The sequence below is a fragment of the Halomonas koreensis genome, assembly GCF_031451675.1.
Classification (GTDB): domain Bacteria; phylum Pseudomonadota; class Gammaproteobacteria; order Pseudomonadales; family Halomonadaceae; genus Halomonas; species Halomonas koreensis.
The window spans coordinates 45,390-60,277 of the sequence record NZ_JARWAK010000004.1 but is presented as its reverse complement, the minus strand read 5'-3'; the positions used below and the strand labels follow the sequence as shown (position 1 = coordinate 60,277).

15 protein-coding genes are annotated in these 14,888 nt (G+C 70.8%); 10 read left to right on the top strand and 5 right to left on the bottom strand.

Translation table 11 applies throughout. The features are described 5' to 3' along the window. Positions 1–34: 34 nt before the first annotated feature. Complete coding sequence (gene smpB / locus QC818_RS06145; protein ID WP_309651963.1) at positions 35–532, bottom strand: SsrA-binding protein SmpB; 498 nt, start codon at positions 530–532, stop codon at positions 35–37. A gap of 127 nt (positions 533–659) precedes the next feature. Between smpB and QC818_RS06140 the strand changes: the two genes are divergently transcribed. Together QC818_RS06140 and QC818_RS06135 are read left to right on the top strand one after the other, a co-directional pair. Next, the gene (locus QC818_RS06140; protein WP_309651962.1) at positions 660–1,103 is read left to right on the top strand and encodes a type II toxin-antitoxin system RatA family toxin; all 444 of its coding nucleotides are present in this window, start codon (positions 660–662) and stop codon (positions 1,101–1,103) included. Further along, complete coding sequence (locus tag QC818_RS06135) at positions 1,090–1,410, top strand: RnfH family protein (protein ID WP_309651961.1); 321 nt, start codon at positions 1,090–1,092, stop codon at positions 1,408–1,410. Before QC818_RS06140 ends, QC818_RS06135 begins: the two co-directional genes overlap by 14 nt. A 9-nt stretch (positions 1,411–1,419) precedes the next feature. Here the strand turns inward: QC818_RS06135 and QC818_RS06130 are convergent, their stop codons facing one another. Next, entirely contained in the window at positions 1,420–1,842 is a 423-nt protein-coding gene (locus tag QC818_RS06130; RefSeq protein WP_309651960.1) for an outer membrane protein assembly factor BamE, read from the bottom strand. Positions 1,843–1,914: 72 nt separating this feature from the next. On the opposite strand from QC818_RS06130, the gene fur reads away from it, so the two are divergent. Then, positions 1,915–2,361: a ferric iron uptake transcriptional regulator gene (gene fur / locus QC818_RS06125; RefSeq protein WP_309651959.1), complete on the top strand. Its 447-nt coding sequence runs from the start codon at positions 1,915–1,917 to the stop codon at positions 2,359–2,361. Between the two features lie 78 nt (positions 2,362–2,439). Here the strand turns inward: fur and recN are convergent, their stop codons facing one another. Further along, positions 2,440–4,116 (bottom strand): DNA repair protein RecN, encoded by a 1,677-nt coding sequence (recN, locus tag QC818_RS06120; protein ID WP_309651958.1) that lies wholly within the window; start codon positions 4,114–4,116, stop codon positions 2,440–2,442. 234 nt (positions 4,117–4,350) lie between these two features. On the opposite strand from recN, the gene grpE reads away from it, so the two are divergent. From grpE to dnaJ, 3 genes are all read left to right on the top strand, one after another. Next, positions 4,351–4,974 (top strand): nucleotide exchange factor GrpE, encoded by a 624-nt coding sequence (grpE, locus tag QC818_RS06115; RefSeq protein ID WP_309651957.1) that lies wholly within the window; start codon positions 4,351–4,353, stop codon positions 4,972–4,974. 119 nt (positions 4,975–5,093) lie between these two features. Beyond that, the gene (gene dnaK, locus QC818_RS06110) at positions 5,094–7,019 is read left to right on the top strand and encodes a molecular chaperone DnaK (RefSeq protein WP_309651956.1); all 1,926 of its coding nucleotides are present in this window, start codon (positions 5,094–5,096) and stop codon (positions 7,017–7,019) included. Positions 7,020–7,111: 92 nt separating this feature from the next. Further along, complete coding sequence (gene dnaJ / locus QC818_RS06105) at positions 7,112–8,254, top strand: molecular chaperone DnaJ (protein WP_309651955.1); 1,143 nt, start codon at positions 7,112–7,114, stop codon at positions 8,252–8,254. A gap of 69 nt (positions 8,255–8,323) precedes the next feature. Here the strand turns inward: dnaJ and corA are convergent, their stop codons facing one another. Continuing rightward, positions 8,324–9,289, bottom strand: a complete 966-nt coding sequence (corA, locus tag QC818_RS06100) for a magnesium/cobalt transporter CorA (protein WP_309651954.1) — start codon at positions 9,287–9,289, stop codon at positions 8,324–8,326. A 158-nt stretch (positions 9,290–9,447) separates the two neighbouring features. On the opposite strand from corA, the gene QC818_RS06095 reads away from it, so the two are divergent. Then, on the top strand, positions 9,448–9,729 hold the full coding sequence (locus tag QC818_RS06095; RefSeq protein ID WP_309651953.1) for a DUF2218 domain-containing protein: 282 nt from the start codon (positions 9,448–9,450) through the stop codon (positions 9,727–9,729). Between the two features lie 8 nt (positions 9,730–9,737). Further along, the gene (locus QC818_RS06090; protein WP_309651952.1) at positions 9,738–10,646 is read left to right on the top strand and encodes a DMT family transporter; all 909 of its coding nucleotides are present in this window, start codon (positions 9,738–9,740) and stop codon (positions 10,644–10,646) included. Here QC818_RS06090 and QC818_RS06085 read toward each other — a convergent pair. After that, positions 10,613–12,538 (bottom strand): MBL fold metallo-hydrolase, encoded by a 1,926-nt coding sequence (locus QC818_RS06085; RefSeq protein WP_309651951.1) that lies wholly within the window; start codon positions 12,536–12,538, stop codon positions 10,613–10,615. The two genes, QC818_RS06090 and QC818_RS06085, sit on opposite strands and share 34 nt — an antisense overlap. A 119-nt stretch (positions 12,539–12,657) precedes the next feature. Between QC818_RS06085 and dapB the strand changes: the two genes are divergently transcribed. Both dapB and carA read left to right on the top strand, forming a co-directional pair. Beyond that, the gene (gene dapB, locus QC818_RS06080; RefSeq protein WP_309651950.1) at positions 12,658–13,464 is read left to right on the top strand and encodes a 4-hydroxy-tetrahydrodipicolinate reductase; all 807 of its coding nucleotides are present in this window, start codon (positions 12,658–12,660) and stop codon (positions 13,462–13,464) included. Between the two features lie 256 nt (positions 13,465–13,720). Then, positions 13,721–14,866, top strand: coding sequence for a glutamine-hydrolyzing carbamoyl-phosphate synthase small subunit (carA, locus tag QC818_RS06075; RefSeq protein WP_309651949.1), 1,146 nt, complete (start codon positions 13,721–13,723; stop codon positions 14,864–14,866). Positions 14,867–14,888 lie beyond the last annotated feature (22 nt).

Genomic DNA, 14,888 nt, shown 5'->3' with positions numbered 1-14,888 from the left:
GCCATCTTAACAGGATGGCTGTCGGTGTGACACCTCAGGCGCGGTTTTGTTCGCGCATGATGCGCCCCTTCTGGCGCTTCCAGTCGCGGTCCTTCTCGGTGGCGCGCTTGTCGTGGAGCTTCTTGCCGGTCACCAGGGCCAGCTCGCACTTCACCTTGTTGCCCTTCCAGTAGAGCTTGAGCGGCACGCAGGTGTGGCCCTTGTCCTGGGTGCGCGAGAAGATCCGCGCGATCTCCTTCTTGTGCAGCAGCAGCTTGCGCGTCCGGGTCGGGTCGGCCACCTCGTGGGTGCTGACGGTGTTGAGCGGCGTGACATGGCTGCCCAGCAGCCAGGCCTCGCCGTTCTTGACCAGGATGTAGGTGTCGGTCAGCTGCGCCTTGCCGGCGCGCAGGCTCTTGACCTCCCAGCCGGCCAGCGACAGCCCGGCCTCGAAGGTCTCGTTGATGTGGTATTCGAAGCGCGCCTTCTTGTTGAGGGCGATGACGTTGTTGCCGGGGCCCTTGCCCTTGCCTTTCCCTTTGTTGCTGGCCATGGAACCTCGTGTCTGTGCTTGCCGGTGGCGGCCTGCCCTCCGACATGGAGGGAAGCGTGATACCATTCAAGGCCGAAATAACCGCTCATGATACGCCCTGGGCCCCTTGAAGTCAGCGGAGAGGTCAATGCCAACGGTCAATCGGTCCGCCCTGGTGCGGCACACCCCCCAGGAGATGTTCGATCTGGTCAACGATTTCGAGCGCTACCCGGAGTTCCTGCCGGGCTGTCGTCGTGCGCGGCTGATCGAGCGGGACGAGGCGCACCTGGTCGGCGAGATGACCCTGGGGCGCGCCGGCATCGAGCAGAGCTTCACCACCCGCAACGACCTGCACGAGCCCGAGCGCATCGAACTGTCGCTGGTGAGCGGGCCCTTCAAGCGCCTGCGCGGGCGCTGGCTGTTCCTGCCCATGGGCGAGGGGGCCTGCAAGGTGAGCCTGGAGATGGAGTTCGAGTTCGCCAGCCGGCTGCTGGGCATGGCCTTCGGCAAGCTGTTCCAGCAGGTCGCCGGGCAGCTGGTGGACGCCTTCACCCGGCGCGCCGACGAGATGTATGGCCATGGCCGCTACTGAGCCGGAGCTGACGGTGGAGGTGGCCTTCGCCCTGCCGCACAAGCAGCGCATCGTCGAGCTGCGCGTGCCCGCGAGCACCACGCCCCGCCAGGCGGTGGCCCTGGCGCGGCTGGAGGAGCACTTTCCGGAGCTGCCGGCCGAGACCTTCGCCGAGGCCGACCTGGGCATCTTCGGCAAGGCGCTGCGCGATCCCGAGGGGCAGGCGCTGCGCGAGGGGGATCGGGTGGAGGTCTATCGGCCGCTCAAGGTCGATCCCAAGGCGGCGCGGGCGGCGCGAGCCGCCCGGGAGGCGGGAAGACGGCGCTGAGTCCGGCGCTCAGTCGCCGCCGGGGAGGGTGTCGAGCAGATTGCCGCGGCGCTCTTCGGGGGCCTCGGAGGGGCCGATGCCGCGCTCGGAGATCAGCGCCGGCGGCCGCGAGAAGTCGCCGTGCCGCTCGATGTCGACCAGGCGATCGCCGTCGAAGACCAGGGTCAGGCGGCGCTGCTCGACGCCGGCATGGGCCTGGTCCAGTCGATAGACGTAGTCCCACTCGTCGGCCGCGAAGGGAGCGGCCAGCAGCGGGCTGCCCATCAGGTCGATCACCTGCTGGCGGGTCATGCCGGGCTGCAGCTGCTCGGCCATCGCCGGCGTCACCAGGTTGCCCTGGGCCAGGTCGCGCTTGTAGACGCCGAAGTAGCTGCAGCCGCTGATCAGCGTCAGGGCGAGGGAAAGGGTGACGATTTTGCTCAGCTTTTGCATTTGCGGGCGTTCTTCACTATCGTGGTTTTGGTCGATCATACCCGACCCTACCTGATACTGCGAAGAGCGACCATGGCCGACCAGAACCATGAACTGCGCAAGGCCGGTCTGAAGGTGACCCTGCCGCGCGTCAAGATCCTGCATATCCTCGAGAACGCCACCGGCCAGCACCACCTGAGCGCCGAGGACGTCTACAAGACCCTGCTCGATTCGGGCGAGGACGTGGGCCTGGCCACTGTCTATCGCGTGCTCACCCAGTTCGAGTCCGCCGGCTTGGTGACGCGGCACAACTTCGACGGCGGCCACGCCGTCTTCGAGCTCACCCAGGAGGAACACCACGATCACATGGTGTGCCTGGACAGCGGCGAGATCGTCGAGTTCTTCGACGAGACCATCGAGCGCCGCCAGCAGGAGATCGCCGAGGAGCACGGCTACGAGCTGGTCGACCACGCCCTGGTGCTCTATGTGCGCCCCAAGGGCTCCAGCGCGACCCGCCAGGAGCTCGCCGGCAAGAAGTGACGCCCGCGCCGGGCGCTTCCGAGCGCCGGCCCGGCAGCGCGGCCCCGATCCCCGGATCGGGGCCGTTTGCGTTTGGGGTCAGTGGCTGGCGCGCTGGCTGGCGTCGAGCATCTCCCGGGCATGGGCCAGGGTCTGGTCGGTGAGGGTCATGCCGCCGAGCATCCGCGCCAGTTCGCCGACCCGGCCGGCCTCGTCGAGGTGCGCCATGCGGGTCAGGGTGGTGTCGTCCTCGGCCCGCTTGGCGATGTGCAGGTGCTGATGGGCCTGGGCGGCGACCTGGGGCAGGTGCGTGACGGTCAGCACCTGGCCGTCCACGCCCAGGCGGCGCAGCAGTTGGCCGACGATCTCGGCGGTGGCGCCGGAGACGCCCACGTCCACCTCGTCGAACACCAGGCTGGGGATGGTGGAGTGGCGGGCGGCGACCACCTGGATGGCCAGGCTGATGCGTGACAGCTCGCCGCCGGAGGCCACCTTGGCCAGCGGGCGCGCCGGCTGGCCGGGGTTGGCGCTGATCAAAAAGCGCACCCGGTCCAGGCCCTCCGGCGCCGGTGACTCCCGGTCGCCCACCTCCACCGCGAAGCTCGCCTTGCCCATGGCCAGGAAGGCCAGCTGCTCCTGGACGGCGGCACCGAAGCGTTCGGCGGCCCGTCGCCGGGCGGCGCTCACCGCCTCGGCCTGCTCGCGCCAGCGCGCCTGGAGGCTTTCCACCTCGGACGTCAGGGCCTCCAGGTCGCCGTCGCCGCCGTCGAGCTCGGCGAGCTCCCCGGCCAGCCGCCGGTGCAGGGCCGGTAGCTCCTCGGGCGGCACATGGTGCTTGCGGGCGATGCGATGCACCTCGCCGAGGCGTTCCTCCACCCGGGCCAGCCGCTCCGGGTCCAGTTCCACGCCGGCGGCGAAGTGGTTGAGCTCGCGGCCGGCCTCCTCGACCTGGATGCAGGCGTCACCCAGCATGCCCAGGGCTTCGGCCAGGGCGCCGCGGTCGCTGCCCGGCAGCGCCGAGAGGCGGGTCACGGCCTGGTTGAGCAGCGGCAGGGCGCCGCCGCCCTCCTCGCCGTCGCAGCACTCCACGGCGAACTGGGCCTCGCGCAGCCGCTCCTCGGCGTGGGCCAGCGCCTCCTGCTCGGCCTCCAGGCCGGCCAGCTCGTCGTCGGCCAGGGCCAGCTGGTCGAGCTCCTCCACCTGGTAGCGGAGCAGCTGGCGGCGGGCGCGCAGCTCGTCCCCGTCCTCGGCCAGGCGCTTGAGGCGGCGCCTGGCCTCGCGCCAGGCGCGGAAGGTCTCGGCCAGCTCGGCCACCGTCTCGCCGTGACCGGCGAAGTCGTCGAGCAGGCGCAGGTGGGTGTCCTCGGCGAGCAGCGCCTGGTGGGCGTGCTGGCCGTGGATCTCGATGAGGTGGCCGCCCAGCGCCCTGAGGTCGGCCACGGTGGCCGGCTGGCCGTTGATCCAGGCCTTGGAGCGGCCGGCCCGGGTCACCACCCGGCGCAGCAGGCAGTCGTCGGCGGGCAGCTCGCGGCTGGCCAGCCAGGCCCGGGCGGCGGGCAGCTCGCGGATGTCGAAGCGCGCGCTGAGGTCGGCGCGCTCGGCGCCGTGGCGCACGCTGCCGGCGTCGGCGCGCTCGCCCAGGCACAGCCCCAGGGCGCCGAGCAGGATGGACTTGCCGGCCCCGGTCTCGCCGGTGATGGCGGTCATGCCGCCGCCGAGCTCGAGTTCCAGGTGGTCGACGATGGCGAAGTCACGAATGGCGAGCTCTGTCAGCATGGTGCCTCCCGGTGGCCGATTCGCCGCGACGGGCGAAACTACTGGTTATTCATCCATTGCCTTGTGCGTTTATACAGTAGTTCAGGGGGCGGGACAACGCACGCCCCGATCGAGCGGCCTTCCTCCCTTGAGATCTCCGCGTCCAGCCCCATATACCCCGCAAACGCATTTCGACACCGACACCCAGTCCTGCAGGCGGCCTTCCGGCCGCCGTCGACATTCAGGAGAAGAGGCATGGCCAAAGACCCGCAGACCCCGCTGGACGACGAGCTGGCGCGCCAGCAAGACGAGGCCGACACCCAGGTCGAGCCCGAGCCCGTCGAGGGCGAGCTGGCGGACGACGCCGAGCAGCCCGAGGAGGCGGCCGGGGAGGCCTCCGACAACCCCGAGGCCGAGGTGCTGGCCGCCAAGGTCGAGGAGCTCGAGCAGGCCCTGGCCGAGGCCAAGGACCAGGCGATGCGCACCGCGGCCGAGGCCCAGAACGTGCGTCGCCGGGCCGAGCAGGAGGCCGAGAAGGCCCGCAAGTTCGCCCTGGAGAAGTTCATCAAGGAGCTGCTGCCGGTGGTCGACAGCCTGGAGAAGGCGCTCGAGGCCATGGGCGAGGACGCCACCGAGGCCCACCGCGAGGGCGTGTCGATGACCCTGAAGATGCAGCTCGACGTGCTGGCCAAGTTCGGCGTCGAGCGCCTCGACCCGGCCGGCGAGCCCTTCGACCCGCAGTACCACGAGGCCATGACCATGGTCCCCAACCCCGAGCTCGAGCCCAACACCGTGATGGACGTCATGCAGAAGGGCTATCTGCTCAACGGCCGCCTGGTCCGGCCGGCCATGGTGGTGGTCAGCCAGGCCGCCGACTGAGGCGAGACGAAAAGCGGCCCCGGCCCCTTGAAAAGGCGCCGAGGGCCCCCAGATAGTCGGCAACCCCGCGGCGAAGGCCGCACACGAACGAATCTGCAACGCTATTTCGAGGATTTCCTATGGGACGCATCATCGGTATTGACCTGGGGACCACCAACTCCTGCGTGGCCGTGCTGGACGGCGACAGCGCCAAGGTGATCGAGAACGCCGAGGGCGCGCGCACCACCCCCTCCATCATCGCCTACACCGACGATGGCGAGACCCTGGTGGGCCAGGCGGCCAAGCGCCAGGCGGTCACCAACCCCCAGAACACCCTGTTCGCCATCAAGCGCCTGATCGGTCGTCGCTTCGAGGACGACGTGGTGCAGAAGGACATCAAGATGGTGCCCTACACCATCACCCAGGCCGATAACGGCGACGCCTGGGTCGAGGTCAAGGGCAACAAGCTGGCGCCGCCGCAGGTCAGCGCCGAAGTCCTGAAGAAGATGAAGAAGACCGCCGAGGACTACCTGGGCGAGACCGTCTCCGAGGCGGTCATCACCGTGCCGGCCTACTTCAACGACAGCCAGCGCCAGGCCACCAAGGACGCCGGCCGCATCGCCGGCCTCGAGGTCAAGCGCATCATCAACGAGCCCACCGCGGCGGCGCTGGCCTACGGCATGGACAAGGCGCGCGGCGACAAGACCATCGCGGTCTACGACCTGGGCGGCGGTACCTTCGATATCTCCATCATCGAGGTGGCCGACGTCGACGGCGAGACCCAGTTCGAGGTGCTGGCCACCAACGGCGACACCTTCCTGGGCGGCGAGGACTTCGACCTGGCGCTGATCAACTACCTGGTCGACCAGTTCAAGTCCGACAGCGGCATCGACCTGTCCGGCGACAACCTGGCCATGCAGCGTCTCAAGGAAGCCGCCGAGAAGGCCAAGATCGAGCTGTCCAGCGCCCAGCAGACCGAGGTCAACCTGCCGTACATCACGGCCGACAACACCGGGCCCAAGCACCTCAACGTCAAGGTCACCCGGGCCAAGCTCGAGTCCCTGGTCGAGGAGCTGGTGACCCGCTCGCTGAAGCCCTGCAAGACCGCCCTGGCCGACGCCGGCCTGTCCGCCTCCGAGATCGACGACGTCATCCTGGTGGGCGGCCAGACCCGCATGCCGATGGTCCAGTCCAAGGTCGCCGAGTTCTTCGGCAAGGACGCCCGCAAGGACGTCAACCCGGACGAGGCCGTGGCCGTGGGCGCCGCCATCCAGGGCGGCGTGCTGGGCGGCGACGTCAAGGACGTGCTGCTGCTCGACGTCACCCCGCTGACGCTGGGCATCGAGACCCTGGGCGGCGTGATGACCCCGCTGATCGAGAAGAACACCACCATCCCGACCAAGAAGACCCAGACCTTCTCGACCGCGGATGACAACCAGACCGCCGTGACCATCCACGTGCTCCAGGGCGAGCGCAAGCAGTCCAGCGGCAACAAGTCGCTCGGCCGCTTCGACCTGGCCGACATTCCGCCGGCGCCGCGCGGCGTGCCGCAGATCGAGGTCGCCTTCGACCTGGACGCCAACGGCATCCTCAACGTGTCCGCCAAGGACAAGGCCACCGGCAAGGAGCAGTCGATCGTCATCAAGGCCTCCAGCGGCCTGTCCGAGGAAGAAGTCGAGCAGATGGTCCAGGACGCCGAGGCCCACGCCGACGAGGACAAGAAGTTCGAGGAGCTGGTGGCCCTGCGCAACCAGGCCGACGGCATGGTCCACGCCGCCCGCAAGACCCTCGAGGAGGCCGGCGACAAGGCCACCGACGAGGAGAAGCAGGCCATCGAGAGTGCCGCCTCCGAGCTCGAGGAAGCCGCCAAGGGCGACGACCAGGAAGACATCCAGGCCAAGCTCGACAAGCTGACCGAGGCCTCCGGCAACCTGGCCCAGAAGATGTACGCCGAGCAGGGCGAGGCCGCCCAGGGCGCCGACGCCGGCGAGGCGGGCGCCAAGCAGGAGGACGACGTGGTCGACGCCGAGTACGAGGAAGTCAACGACGACCAGAAGAAGCAGTAAACCACGACGCCTGAATCACGGATGACGCCAGCGCGGGGGCACGACTCCCGCGTTGGTGTTTCCGCAGAGTCGCTACGGAGGCGGACAGACTCATGTCCAAGCGTGACTACTACGAGGTTCTGGGCGTCGAGCGCGGGGCCGATCAGAAAGAGATCAAGAAGGCCTATCGACGCCTGGCCCAGAAATACCACCCGGACCGCAATCCGGACGACGAGACCGCGGCGGAGAAGTTTCGCGAGGTCTCCGAGGCCTACGAGGTCCTGACCGACAGCGAGAAGCGCGCGGCCTACGACCAGTTCGGCCATGCCGGGGTCGACGGCCAGGCGGGCGGCGCCGGCGGCTTCGGCGGCGCCGGGGCCGGCGGCTTCAGCGATATCTTCGGGGATGTCTTCGGCGACATCTTCGGCGGGGGCGGCGCACGCCGTCACCCCAACGCCCCGCAGCGCGGCAGCGACCTGCGCTACAACCTCGAGCTCGACCTCGAGGACGCGGTGTCCGGCACCAGCGTCGACATCCGCGTGCCGCGCCACGTCGAGTGCGAGCGCTGCGACGGCGACGGCGCCGAGCCGGGCTCCAGCAAGGAGACCTGCCCGACCTGCGCCGGCCACGGCCAGGTGCGCATGCAGCAGGGCTTCTTCGCCGTGCAGCAGACCTGCCCGACCTGTCACGGCAGCGGCCAGCACATCAAGGTGCCCTGCCACAAGTGCCACGGCGAGGGCCGGGTGCGCGAGACCCGCACCCTGTCGGTGAAGATCCCGGCGGGCGTCGACACCGGCGATCGCATCCGCTTGAACGGCGAGGGCGAGGCCGGCATCAACGGCGGCCCGCCCGGGGATCTCTATGTCCAGGTGGCGATCAAGCCGCACCCGATCTTCGAGCGCGAGGGGCGCCACCTGCAGTGCGAGGTGCCGATCAACTTCGTCGACGCCGCCCTGGGCGGCGAGCTCGAGGTGCCGACCCTGGACGGCCGGGTCAAGCTGAAGATCCCGCCCGAGACCCAGACCGGCAAGCTGTTCCGGCTCAAGGGCAAGGGCGTCAAGCCGGTGCGCGGCGGCCCCGCCGGCGACCTGCTGTGCCGGGTGCTGGTCGAGACCCCGGTCAAGCTCAGCGAGGAGCAGAAGGACCTGCTGCGCCGCTTCCAGGACAGCCTGGAGGGCAGCAACAGCCATCACTCGCCGAAGAAGACCAGCTTCTTCGACGGCGTGAAGAAGTTCTTCGAGGACATGAAGCCGTAAGGCGTCCTCGACGGCGCGTTCGAGGCCCCGCGCTCCGCAAGGAGGCGGGGCCTTTTGCGTTGCCGGCGGCTAGAGCCAGCCGGTGCGCCGGAAGCGCCGGTAGAGGCCGCCGCAGGCCAGCCCCATCATCAGCAGCGCCAGGGGATAGCCGTAGCGCCAGTCCAGCTCGGGCATGTGGGCGAAGTTCATGCCCCAGATCCCGGCCAGGATGGTGGCCACCGCGAAGATCGCCGCCCAGGCCGCCAGCCGCTTGTGGACCTCGCCCTCGTCGATGGCCACCATCGAGAGGTTGACCTGGATCGCGGTGATGATCATCTCGCGGATGCTGTCCACCGCCGACTCGATGCGATGCAGGTGGTCGTAGACATCGCGGAAGTACTCCCGGGTCTTGCGGCACAGCGCCGGCACCCGGCCGCCGAACAGGTGACTCACGGCCTCGGCCAGCGGCATGGCGGCATGCTTGAGTTGCATGGTCTGGCGCTTGAGCTGGTAGAGCCGCTCCAGGCTCTGGCGGGCCGTGCCCTTGACGAAGATCCGGTCCTCGATGCTCTCCAGCTCGGCCTCCAGCGCCTCGACCACCGGGAAGTAGCGATCCACGATGGCATCCAGCAGGGCATAGAGCACGAACGCCGGGCCCTGCTTGAGGTGCCTCGGCTCGTGCTCGCAGCGCTGGCGGACCGCGGCGAACCCCCGGCCCGGGTGCAGGCGCACCGACAGCACATAGCCCGGACCGGCGAACACGGCCACCTGGCCGGATTCCAGCTGATCCTCGCGCATGCTGATCATGTGCATGATGACGAACAGTGCCTCGTCGTACTCCTCGAGCTTGGGGCGCTGCCCGCCGCGCAGGGCGTCCTCCACGGCCAGCTCGTGCAGGTCGAACAGGGCCTGGAACTCGGCCATCTCCGCGGCATCCGGATCGTGCAGGGCCACCCAGACGAAGCAGTTGGGTCGGGCCATGTGCTCGCCGATCTCGTGGGGCTGGATATCGCGCAGTCGGCGCCCCTGCTCGTAGGCCACGCAGTTGATGATCATCGCGGCGTCCTCCTGGCGGTTGACGGACCCATGGCTGAGCATAGTCGCCAGTCGCCGGCCGGCCCCGCCGCGTCCGCCAACGGGCCCCGGAAAGGGTGGCGCTGCGGGGGGGCGCCGTCATAGTCTTGAGGTTCATGTCCAAGGAACACGGAGTCCCCATGCCGATTTCACGTGCCGAGATCGCCACCGAGGCCGGCGACAAGCTGATCAACCGGCTGTGCAAGCACTGGGCCCACAAGCTCGAGGTGGAGCAGGGCGAGCAGGCCAGCCGGGTGGTCTTCGACAACGGCTCCTGCCTGATGAGCACCGAGCCGGGCAAGCTCAAGGTCGCCGTCGAGGCGCTGGACGAGGAGGCGCTCGACACCCTGGAGGGCGTGGTGGCCAGCCACCTCGAGCGCATGGCGGGCAAGGAGTCGATCGAGATCGTCTGGGAAAATTGAGCCCGGCGGTGCCGTCGGCGCGGGCCGCCCACCTGGGGATGCTGGTGTGGGCGGCGCTGGTGGGGCTGTCGTTCCCCGTGGTGGGCTGGCTCGGCGAGCTGCCGCCGCTGTCGCTGACCGCCCTGCGCTTCGCCATCGCCTGCCTGGGCCTGGCGCCGCTGATCCGCCGGGTGCCGGGGTTCTGGCCCGGCTGGCGGGCGCTGCCGTGGTTCGCCGCCATGGGCCTGTGCCTGGCGGGATTCTTCGGCGCGATGTTCTGGGCCGCCCACCATGCCACGGCGCTGTCCATGGCCACCCTCTACGTCACGGTGCCGCTGCTGGCCTATGCCATGGGCCTGGGGCTCGGCGTGGAGCGCCGCTCCTGGCGGCTGCCGGGGATCCTCGCCCTGGGCGCGCTCGGCGCCCTGGGGCTGGCCCTCGCCGAGGCCGTGACCGGCGATGGCGCCTGGCGGCTCGGCAGGGGGGAGGCGGTGTTCTTCCTCGGCTGCCTGTGTTCGGCGCTCTACCCGGTGCTCTCCAAGCGGGGCCTCGGTGCCGGGCGGCTGCCGGCCTCGGCGGCGGTGCGCACCTTCTGGAGCCTCGCCCTGGGCGGGGCGCTGATCGGGCTGGCGGGGCTGGCGCTGGAGCCGGTGACCCGGCTCACGACCATGACCTGGCGCGACGGCCTGCTGATCGTCTATCTGGGGCTGTGCTCCAGCGCCCTGACCTTCTGGCTGATGCAGCGCGCCACGGCGGTGCTGACCCCCGGCGCCATCACCGCCTATGGCTACCTGGTGCCCTTCGTCTCCATGCTGCTGCTGTTCGTCGAGGCGCCGTCGCGCCTCGGCTGGGCGTGGCTGCCGGGCAGCGCCCTGGTGCTGCTGGCCATCGCCCTGCTGCGGCGTCACGACGCGCCGGCCCCGCGGCGCACCGACTGAGCGCCGGCCTCGACCTCGGCGTACAGGGTTGGGGCCTCGTCGGCATGGCGCCGCGAGAAGTGGAAGGGCACCAGCCGCTCGACGCCGGCGGCGGCGGCGATCTCGCCACAGGCCCGGGCGGTGAGGTGGCCGGTGTCCCGGGCCTGGTCCGCCTCGCGCTCGAGGAAGGGTGCCTCGCAGACCAGCGCCCGGGCGCCGCGGGCCAGGGCGATCAGCCGCGCCCGGTTGCTCGGCGTGTCGGCCAGGTCGGTGGCGTAGACCAGTCGCTCGCCCGGCGCCACCTCGAGCAGCTCGGCGGCCAGCTCGCCCGCGGGCCGCGTCCGGCCATCGGGCAGCGCGATCGGCGCCGCCGGCTCGCCGGCCAGCATCCGGCGCTTGAGTTCGCCCAGCCAGGGCCCGGGCGGCCAGCCATGGGCCGCCAGCCGCTCGCGGCGCACCCGGGCATGCGCCGCGGGTTCCAGGGCGAAGGCGAGCACCGGCGTGCCGTGATCCAGGGTGACGGCGCGCACCCGATAGCCGGATGCCTCGAGCAGCAGGCCGTCCGGCGCGGGGGCGTCGGCCAGTCGACGGGCATCGCGGCCGGCGACGATGGCCCAGCGCTCGAGCCGCTCGCCGTGCAGCTCGGCCACCTCGAAACGTGGCGCCTTGTCGCCCACCCGGTCCCAGAGCACGCCGTCGACCTGTGCCGCCACGCGGCCGGCGAGCCCCGGCGGGCCGAACAGGCGGCAGGGCGGATAGTCGCCGATCCGCGAGCGCAGCAGCCAGGGAAAGCCGCCGATATGGTCGAAGTGGGCGTGGCTGATGAAGACGTCGCCGACCCGATGGGCGAGCCGCGCCGGCAGCCGGCCGGCATCGCCGAGATCGAACAGCAGCTGGCGCCGCTGGCGGTGCAGGCGAAGGTGCAGCAGGGGGTCGCCGAACACGCCGTTGACCAGGGTGGCCGTGGCCGCCTCCAGGCGGACCACCGGGCGAGGGTCGTCCGGGTGGCCCGTCGTCGCCAGGGGCGCGATCAGCTCGGGGGCGGCGGGCGTCGCGGCGACGGGGCGACGGGGCGCCGCGGTGGCCAGGCGGCCCTCGCCGTCGCGATGGGCGTCGCGCATCACCAGGGTGCAGGCGCCCCCCTCGAGGGACGGCGCCCGCAGGTGCAGGCGATCGCCGTCCAGCTCCATGACCTCCCCCAGGGTCAGGGTGTCGCCGCGGGCGTCGAGCAGGCCGACCTGGCGGCCCCGCCAGGCCTCGGGCGCCGCCCGGGGCGGCGGGGTGCCGATCACCGCCAGGCCGTCCAGCGGCAGCGCGACCTCGGTGGCGCCGGCCAGCCAGGCCTCCCAGGCCGCGGTGCGTCGTTGCCGACGCGCCTCCTTGCCCGGGTGGCGCGCCTCGCGGGCGGGGGCGAGCCGTGCCCGGGGCAGTCCCAGGGCGCGGCACTCGTCGGCCAGCGGCGGCGGTTCATCCTCGGGAGCCAGCGTCAGCAGGGCTCCGGCATCGCAGGCGCTCGCCAGGGCCATCAGCAGCTCGGCGGCCCCGGCGCCGCGCACCAGGCCCGGGGCGTCGATCACCAGCGGGCCCGGCGGGGCCGCCGCGGCCAGGCGTCGCGCGGCCGCCGCCAGCGGCAGCCGGAAGCGGGCCGCGTCCAGCGAGCACAGCGCCGCCAGGGCCTCGAGGCGCCAGCGATCGCCGTGCCAGGCGCCCAGGCTAAGCGCGCCGGGCGGGCCGATGCCGGGCAGGCCCGGGTCGGTGCTCAGGCAGCGGCAGGGGGTGCCCTCGGCGGCCAGGCGGGCGGCGGCCGCCCCGGCCAGGCGGGTCTTGCCGCTGCCGGGGGCGCCGAGCAGCAGCACCCGGCGGTGCCGATGCAGCAGCGTCACCAGGGGATGGTCCGGGGGCAGTGCGGTCATGGCGCGTCTCCGGGGCGGATACCTCCAGTGTGGACGGGGCGCCGCCCGCGCGCCCAGGCGGCGCGCCGCCTCTGATATACTCCGGACATCGTCAGGCCAGCCAAGCTTCAGGAGATCGCATGACCCGTATCGCCATCGTCGGGGTCGCCGGCCGCATGGGCCGCACCCTGGTCAACGCCGTGCAGCAGGATGCCGGGGCCACCCTGGCCGGCGGCATCGTCGAGCCGGGCAGCTCGCTGGCCGGGGCCGATCTCGGCGAGCTGGCCGGCATCGGCAGGCTGGGCGTCGCCGCCAGCGACTCCCTGGCCGCCATCGTCGACGACTTCGACGTGCTGATCGACTTCACCGCCCCCGAGGTGACGCTCGCCAACCTGGCCTTCTGCGCCGAGCACGGCAAGCGCATCGTGATCGGCACCACCGGGCTGTCCGACGAGGCGCTGGCCGAGCTGGACGGCCACCGGGACCGGGTGCCGATGGTCTTCGCCCCCAACATGAGCGTCGGCGTGAACCTCACCCTGAAGCTGCTGGAGACCGCCGCCAGGGCACTGGGCGACGAGGGCTACGACATCGAGGTGATCGAGTCCCACCACCGCCACAAGGTCGACGCCCCGTCCGGCACCGCCCTGAAGATGGGCGAGGTGGTGGCCGATGCCCTGGAGCGCCCGCTCAAGGAGTACGGCGTCTTCGAGCGGGTCGGCCAGTGCGGGCCGCGCACCGACAAGGAGATCGGCTTCGCGACCGTCAGGGCGGGCGACATCGTCGGCGAGCACACCGTGATGTTTGCCACCGAGGGCGAGCGCATCGAGATCACCCACAAGGCCTCGAGCCGCATGACCTTCGCCAGGGGCGCGGTGCGCGCCGCGCGCTGGGTGGCCGAGCGACCGGCGGGGCGCTACGACATGCAGGACGTCATCGGGCTGGCCTGAGGGGTGGTCGAACGCGGGCGGATGCTTTAGAATCCACCAAATTTTGGCCGGGCGACGGCCCCACGCCGCGCAAACGCTTGTTGCGTCGGCCCAGCGTTCCGAGCGAATGACAACAAGCGGGATGAAACCGGTCTTCACTGTCGGGTTTCGTCCCGCTTTTTTGCGGGCCGACGGGCGGCGGGTCGGATCATCCATCGGGGCCAGCCGAACCGTATCCTTGACGAGCTGTACTCTTACCACCTGGGAGGACGTTGCATTGAACAAACCCGCGATACTGGCCTTGGAAGATGGCAGTGTGTTTCATGGCACCGCCATTGGCGCCGATGGGCAAACCAGCGGTGAGGTGGTGTTCAATACGGCCATGACGGGCTACCAGGAAATCCTCACCGACCCCTCCTACAGCCGTCAGATCGTCACCCTCACCTATCCGCACATCGGCAACACCGGCATCAACGCCGAGGACGTGGAGTCCGGGGCCATCGCCGCCGCCGGCCTGGTGATCCGCGACCTGCCGCTGCTGGCCAGCAGCTTCCGCTCCGAGCAGACGCTCTCCGACTACCTGGCCAGCCAGAACGTGCTGGGCATCGCCGACATCGACACCCGCCGCCTGACCCGCATCCTGCGCGACAAGGGCGCCCAGAACGGCGCCATCCTCGCCGGGGCCGACGCCGAGGGTGAGGACGCCGTGGCGCGCGCCCTGGAGGCGGCTCGGGCCTTCCCCGGCCTCAAGGGCATGGACCTGGCCAAGGTGGTGTCCTGTCAGTCCCCCTACGAGTGGCGCGAGGGCGAGTGGACCCTGGGCGAAGGCTATGCCGACGCCGCCGAGGCCGAGCGGCCCTTCCACGTGGTCGCCTACGACTACGGCGTCAAGCGCAACATCCTGCGCATGCTGGCCGCCCGCGGCTGCCGCCTGACCGTAGTGCCGGCCCAGACCCCGGCCGGCGAGGTCATGGCGCTGAACCCGGACGGCATCTTCCTCTCCAACGGCCCCGGCGATCCCGAGCCCTGCGAGTACGCCATCGCCGCCATCCGCGAGCTGCTCGAGACCGGCGTGCCGATCTTCGGCATCTGCCTGGGCCACCAGCTGCTGGCGCTGGCCAGCGGCGCCAAGTCGGAGAAGATGAAGTTCGGCCACCACGGCGCCAACCACCCGGTGCAGGACCTCGACAGCGGCCAGGTGATGATCACCAGCCAGAACCACGGCTTCGCCGCCGACGAGGCCTCGCTGCCCGCGACCCTGCGCGCGACCCATCGCTCGCTGTTCGACGGCACCCTGCAGGGCATCGAGCGCACCGACCGCCCGGCCTTCAGCTTCCAGGGCCACCCGGAGGCGAGCCCGGGGCCGCGTGACGTCGCGCCGCTGTTCGACCGCTTTATCGAGATGATGAAGGCCAAGCGCTAACCGTCCGATCGTCGCCCCTCGT

Coding starts and splice junctions, on each gene's coding strand:
- QC818_RS06085 (WP_309651951.1), bottom strand. CDS start 12,538: ATGACCGCACTGCCCCCGGACCATCCCCTGGTGACGCTGCTGCATCGG.
- QC818_RS06140 (WP_309651962.1), top strand. CDS start 660: ATGCCAACGGTCAATCGGTCCGCCCTGGTGCGGCACACCCCCCAGGAG.
- QC818_RS06135 (WP_309651961.1), top strand. CDS start 1,090: ATGGCCGCTACTGAGCCGGAGCTGACGGTGGAGGTGGCCTTCGCCCTG.
- recN (WP_309651958.1), bottom strand. CDS start 4,116: ATGCTGACAGAGCTCGCCATTCGTGACTTCGCCATCGTCGACCACCTG.
- QC818_RS06130 (WP_309651960.1), bottom strand. CDS start 1,842: ATGCAAAAGCTGAGCAAAATCGTCACCCTTTCCCTCGCCCTGACGCTG.
- dnaJ (WP_309651955.1), top strand. CDS start 7,112: ATGTCCAAGCGTGACTACTACGAGGTTCTGGGCGTCGAGCGCGGGGCC.
- dnaK (WP_309651956.1), top strand. CDS start 5,094: ATGGGACGCATCATCGGTATTGACCTGGGGACCACCAACTCCTGCGTG.
- smpB (WP_309651963.1), bottom strand. CDS start 532: ATGGCCAGCAACAAAGGGAAAGGCAAGGGCAAGGGCCCCGGCAACAAC.
- fur (WP_309651959.1), top strand. CDS start 1,915: ATGGCCGACCAGAACCATGAACTGCGCAAGGCCGGTCTGAAGGTGACC.
- QC818_RS06095 (WP_309651953.1), top strand. CDS start 9,448: ATGCCGATTTCACGTGCCGAGATCGCCACCGAGGCCGGCGACAAGCTG.
- dapB (WP_309651950.1), top strand. CDS start 12,658: ATGACCCGTATCGCCATCGTCGGGGTCGCCGGCCGCATGGGCCGCACC.
- corA (WP_309651954.1), bottom strand. CDS start 9,289: ATGATCATCAACTGCGTGGCCTACGAGCAGGGGCGCCGACTGCGCGAT.
- grpE (WP_309651957.1), top strand. CDS start 4,351: ATGGCCAAAGACCCGCAGACCCCGCTGGACGACGAGCTGGCGCGCCAG.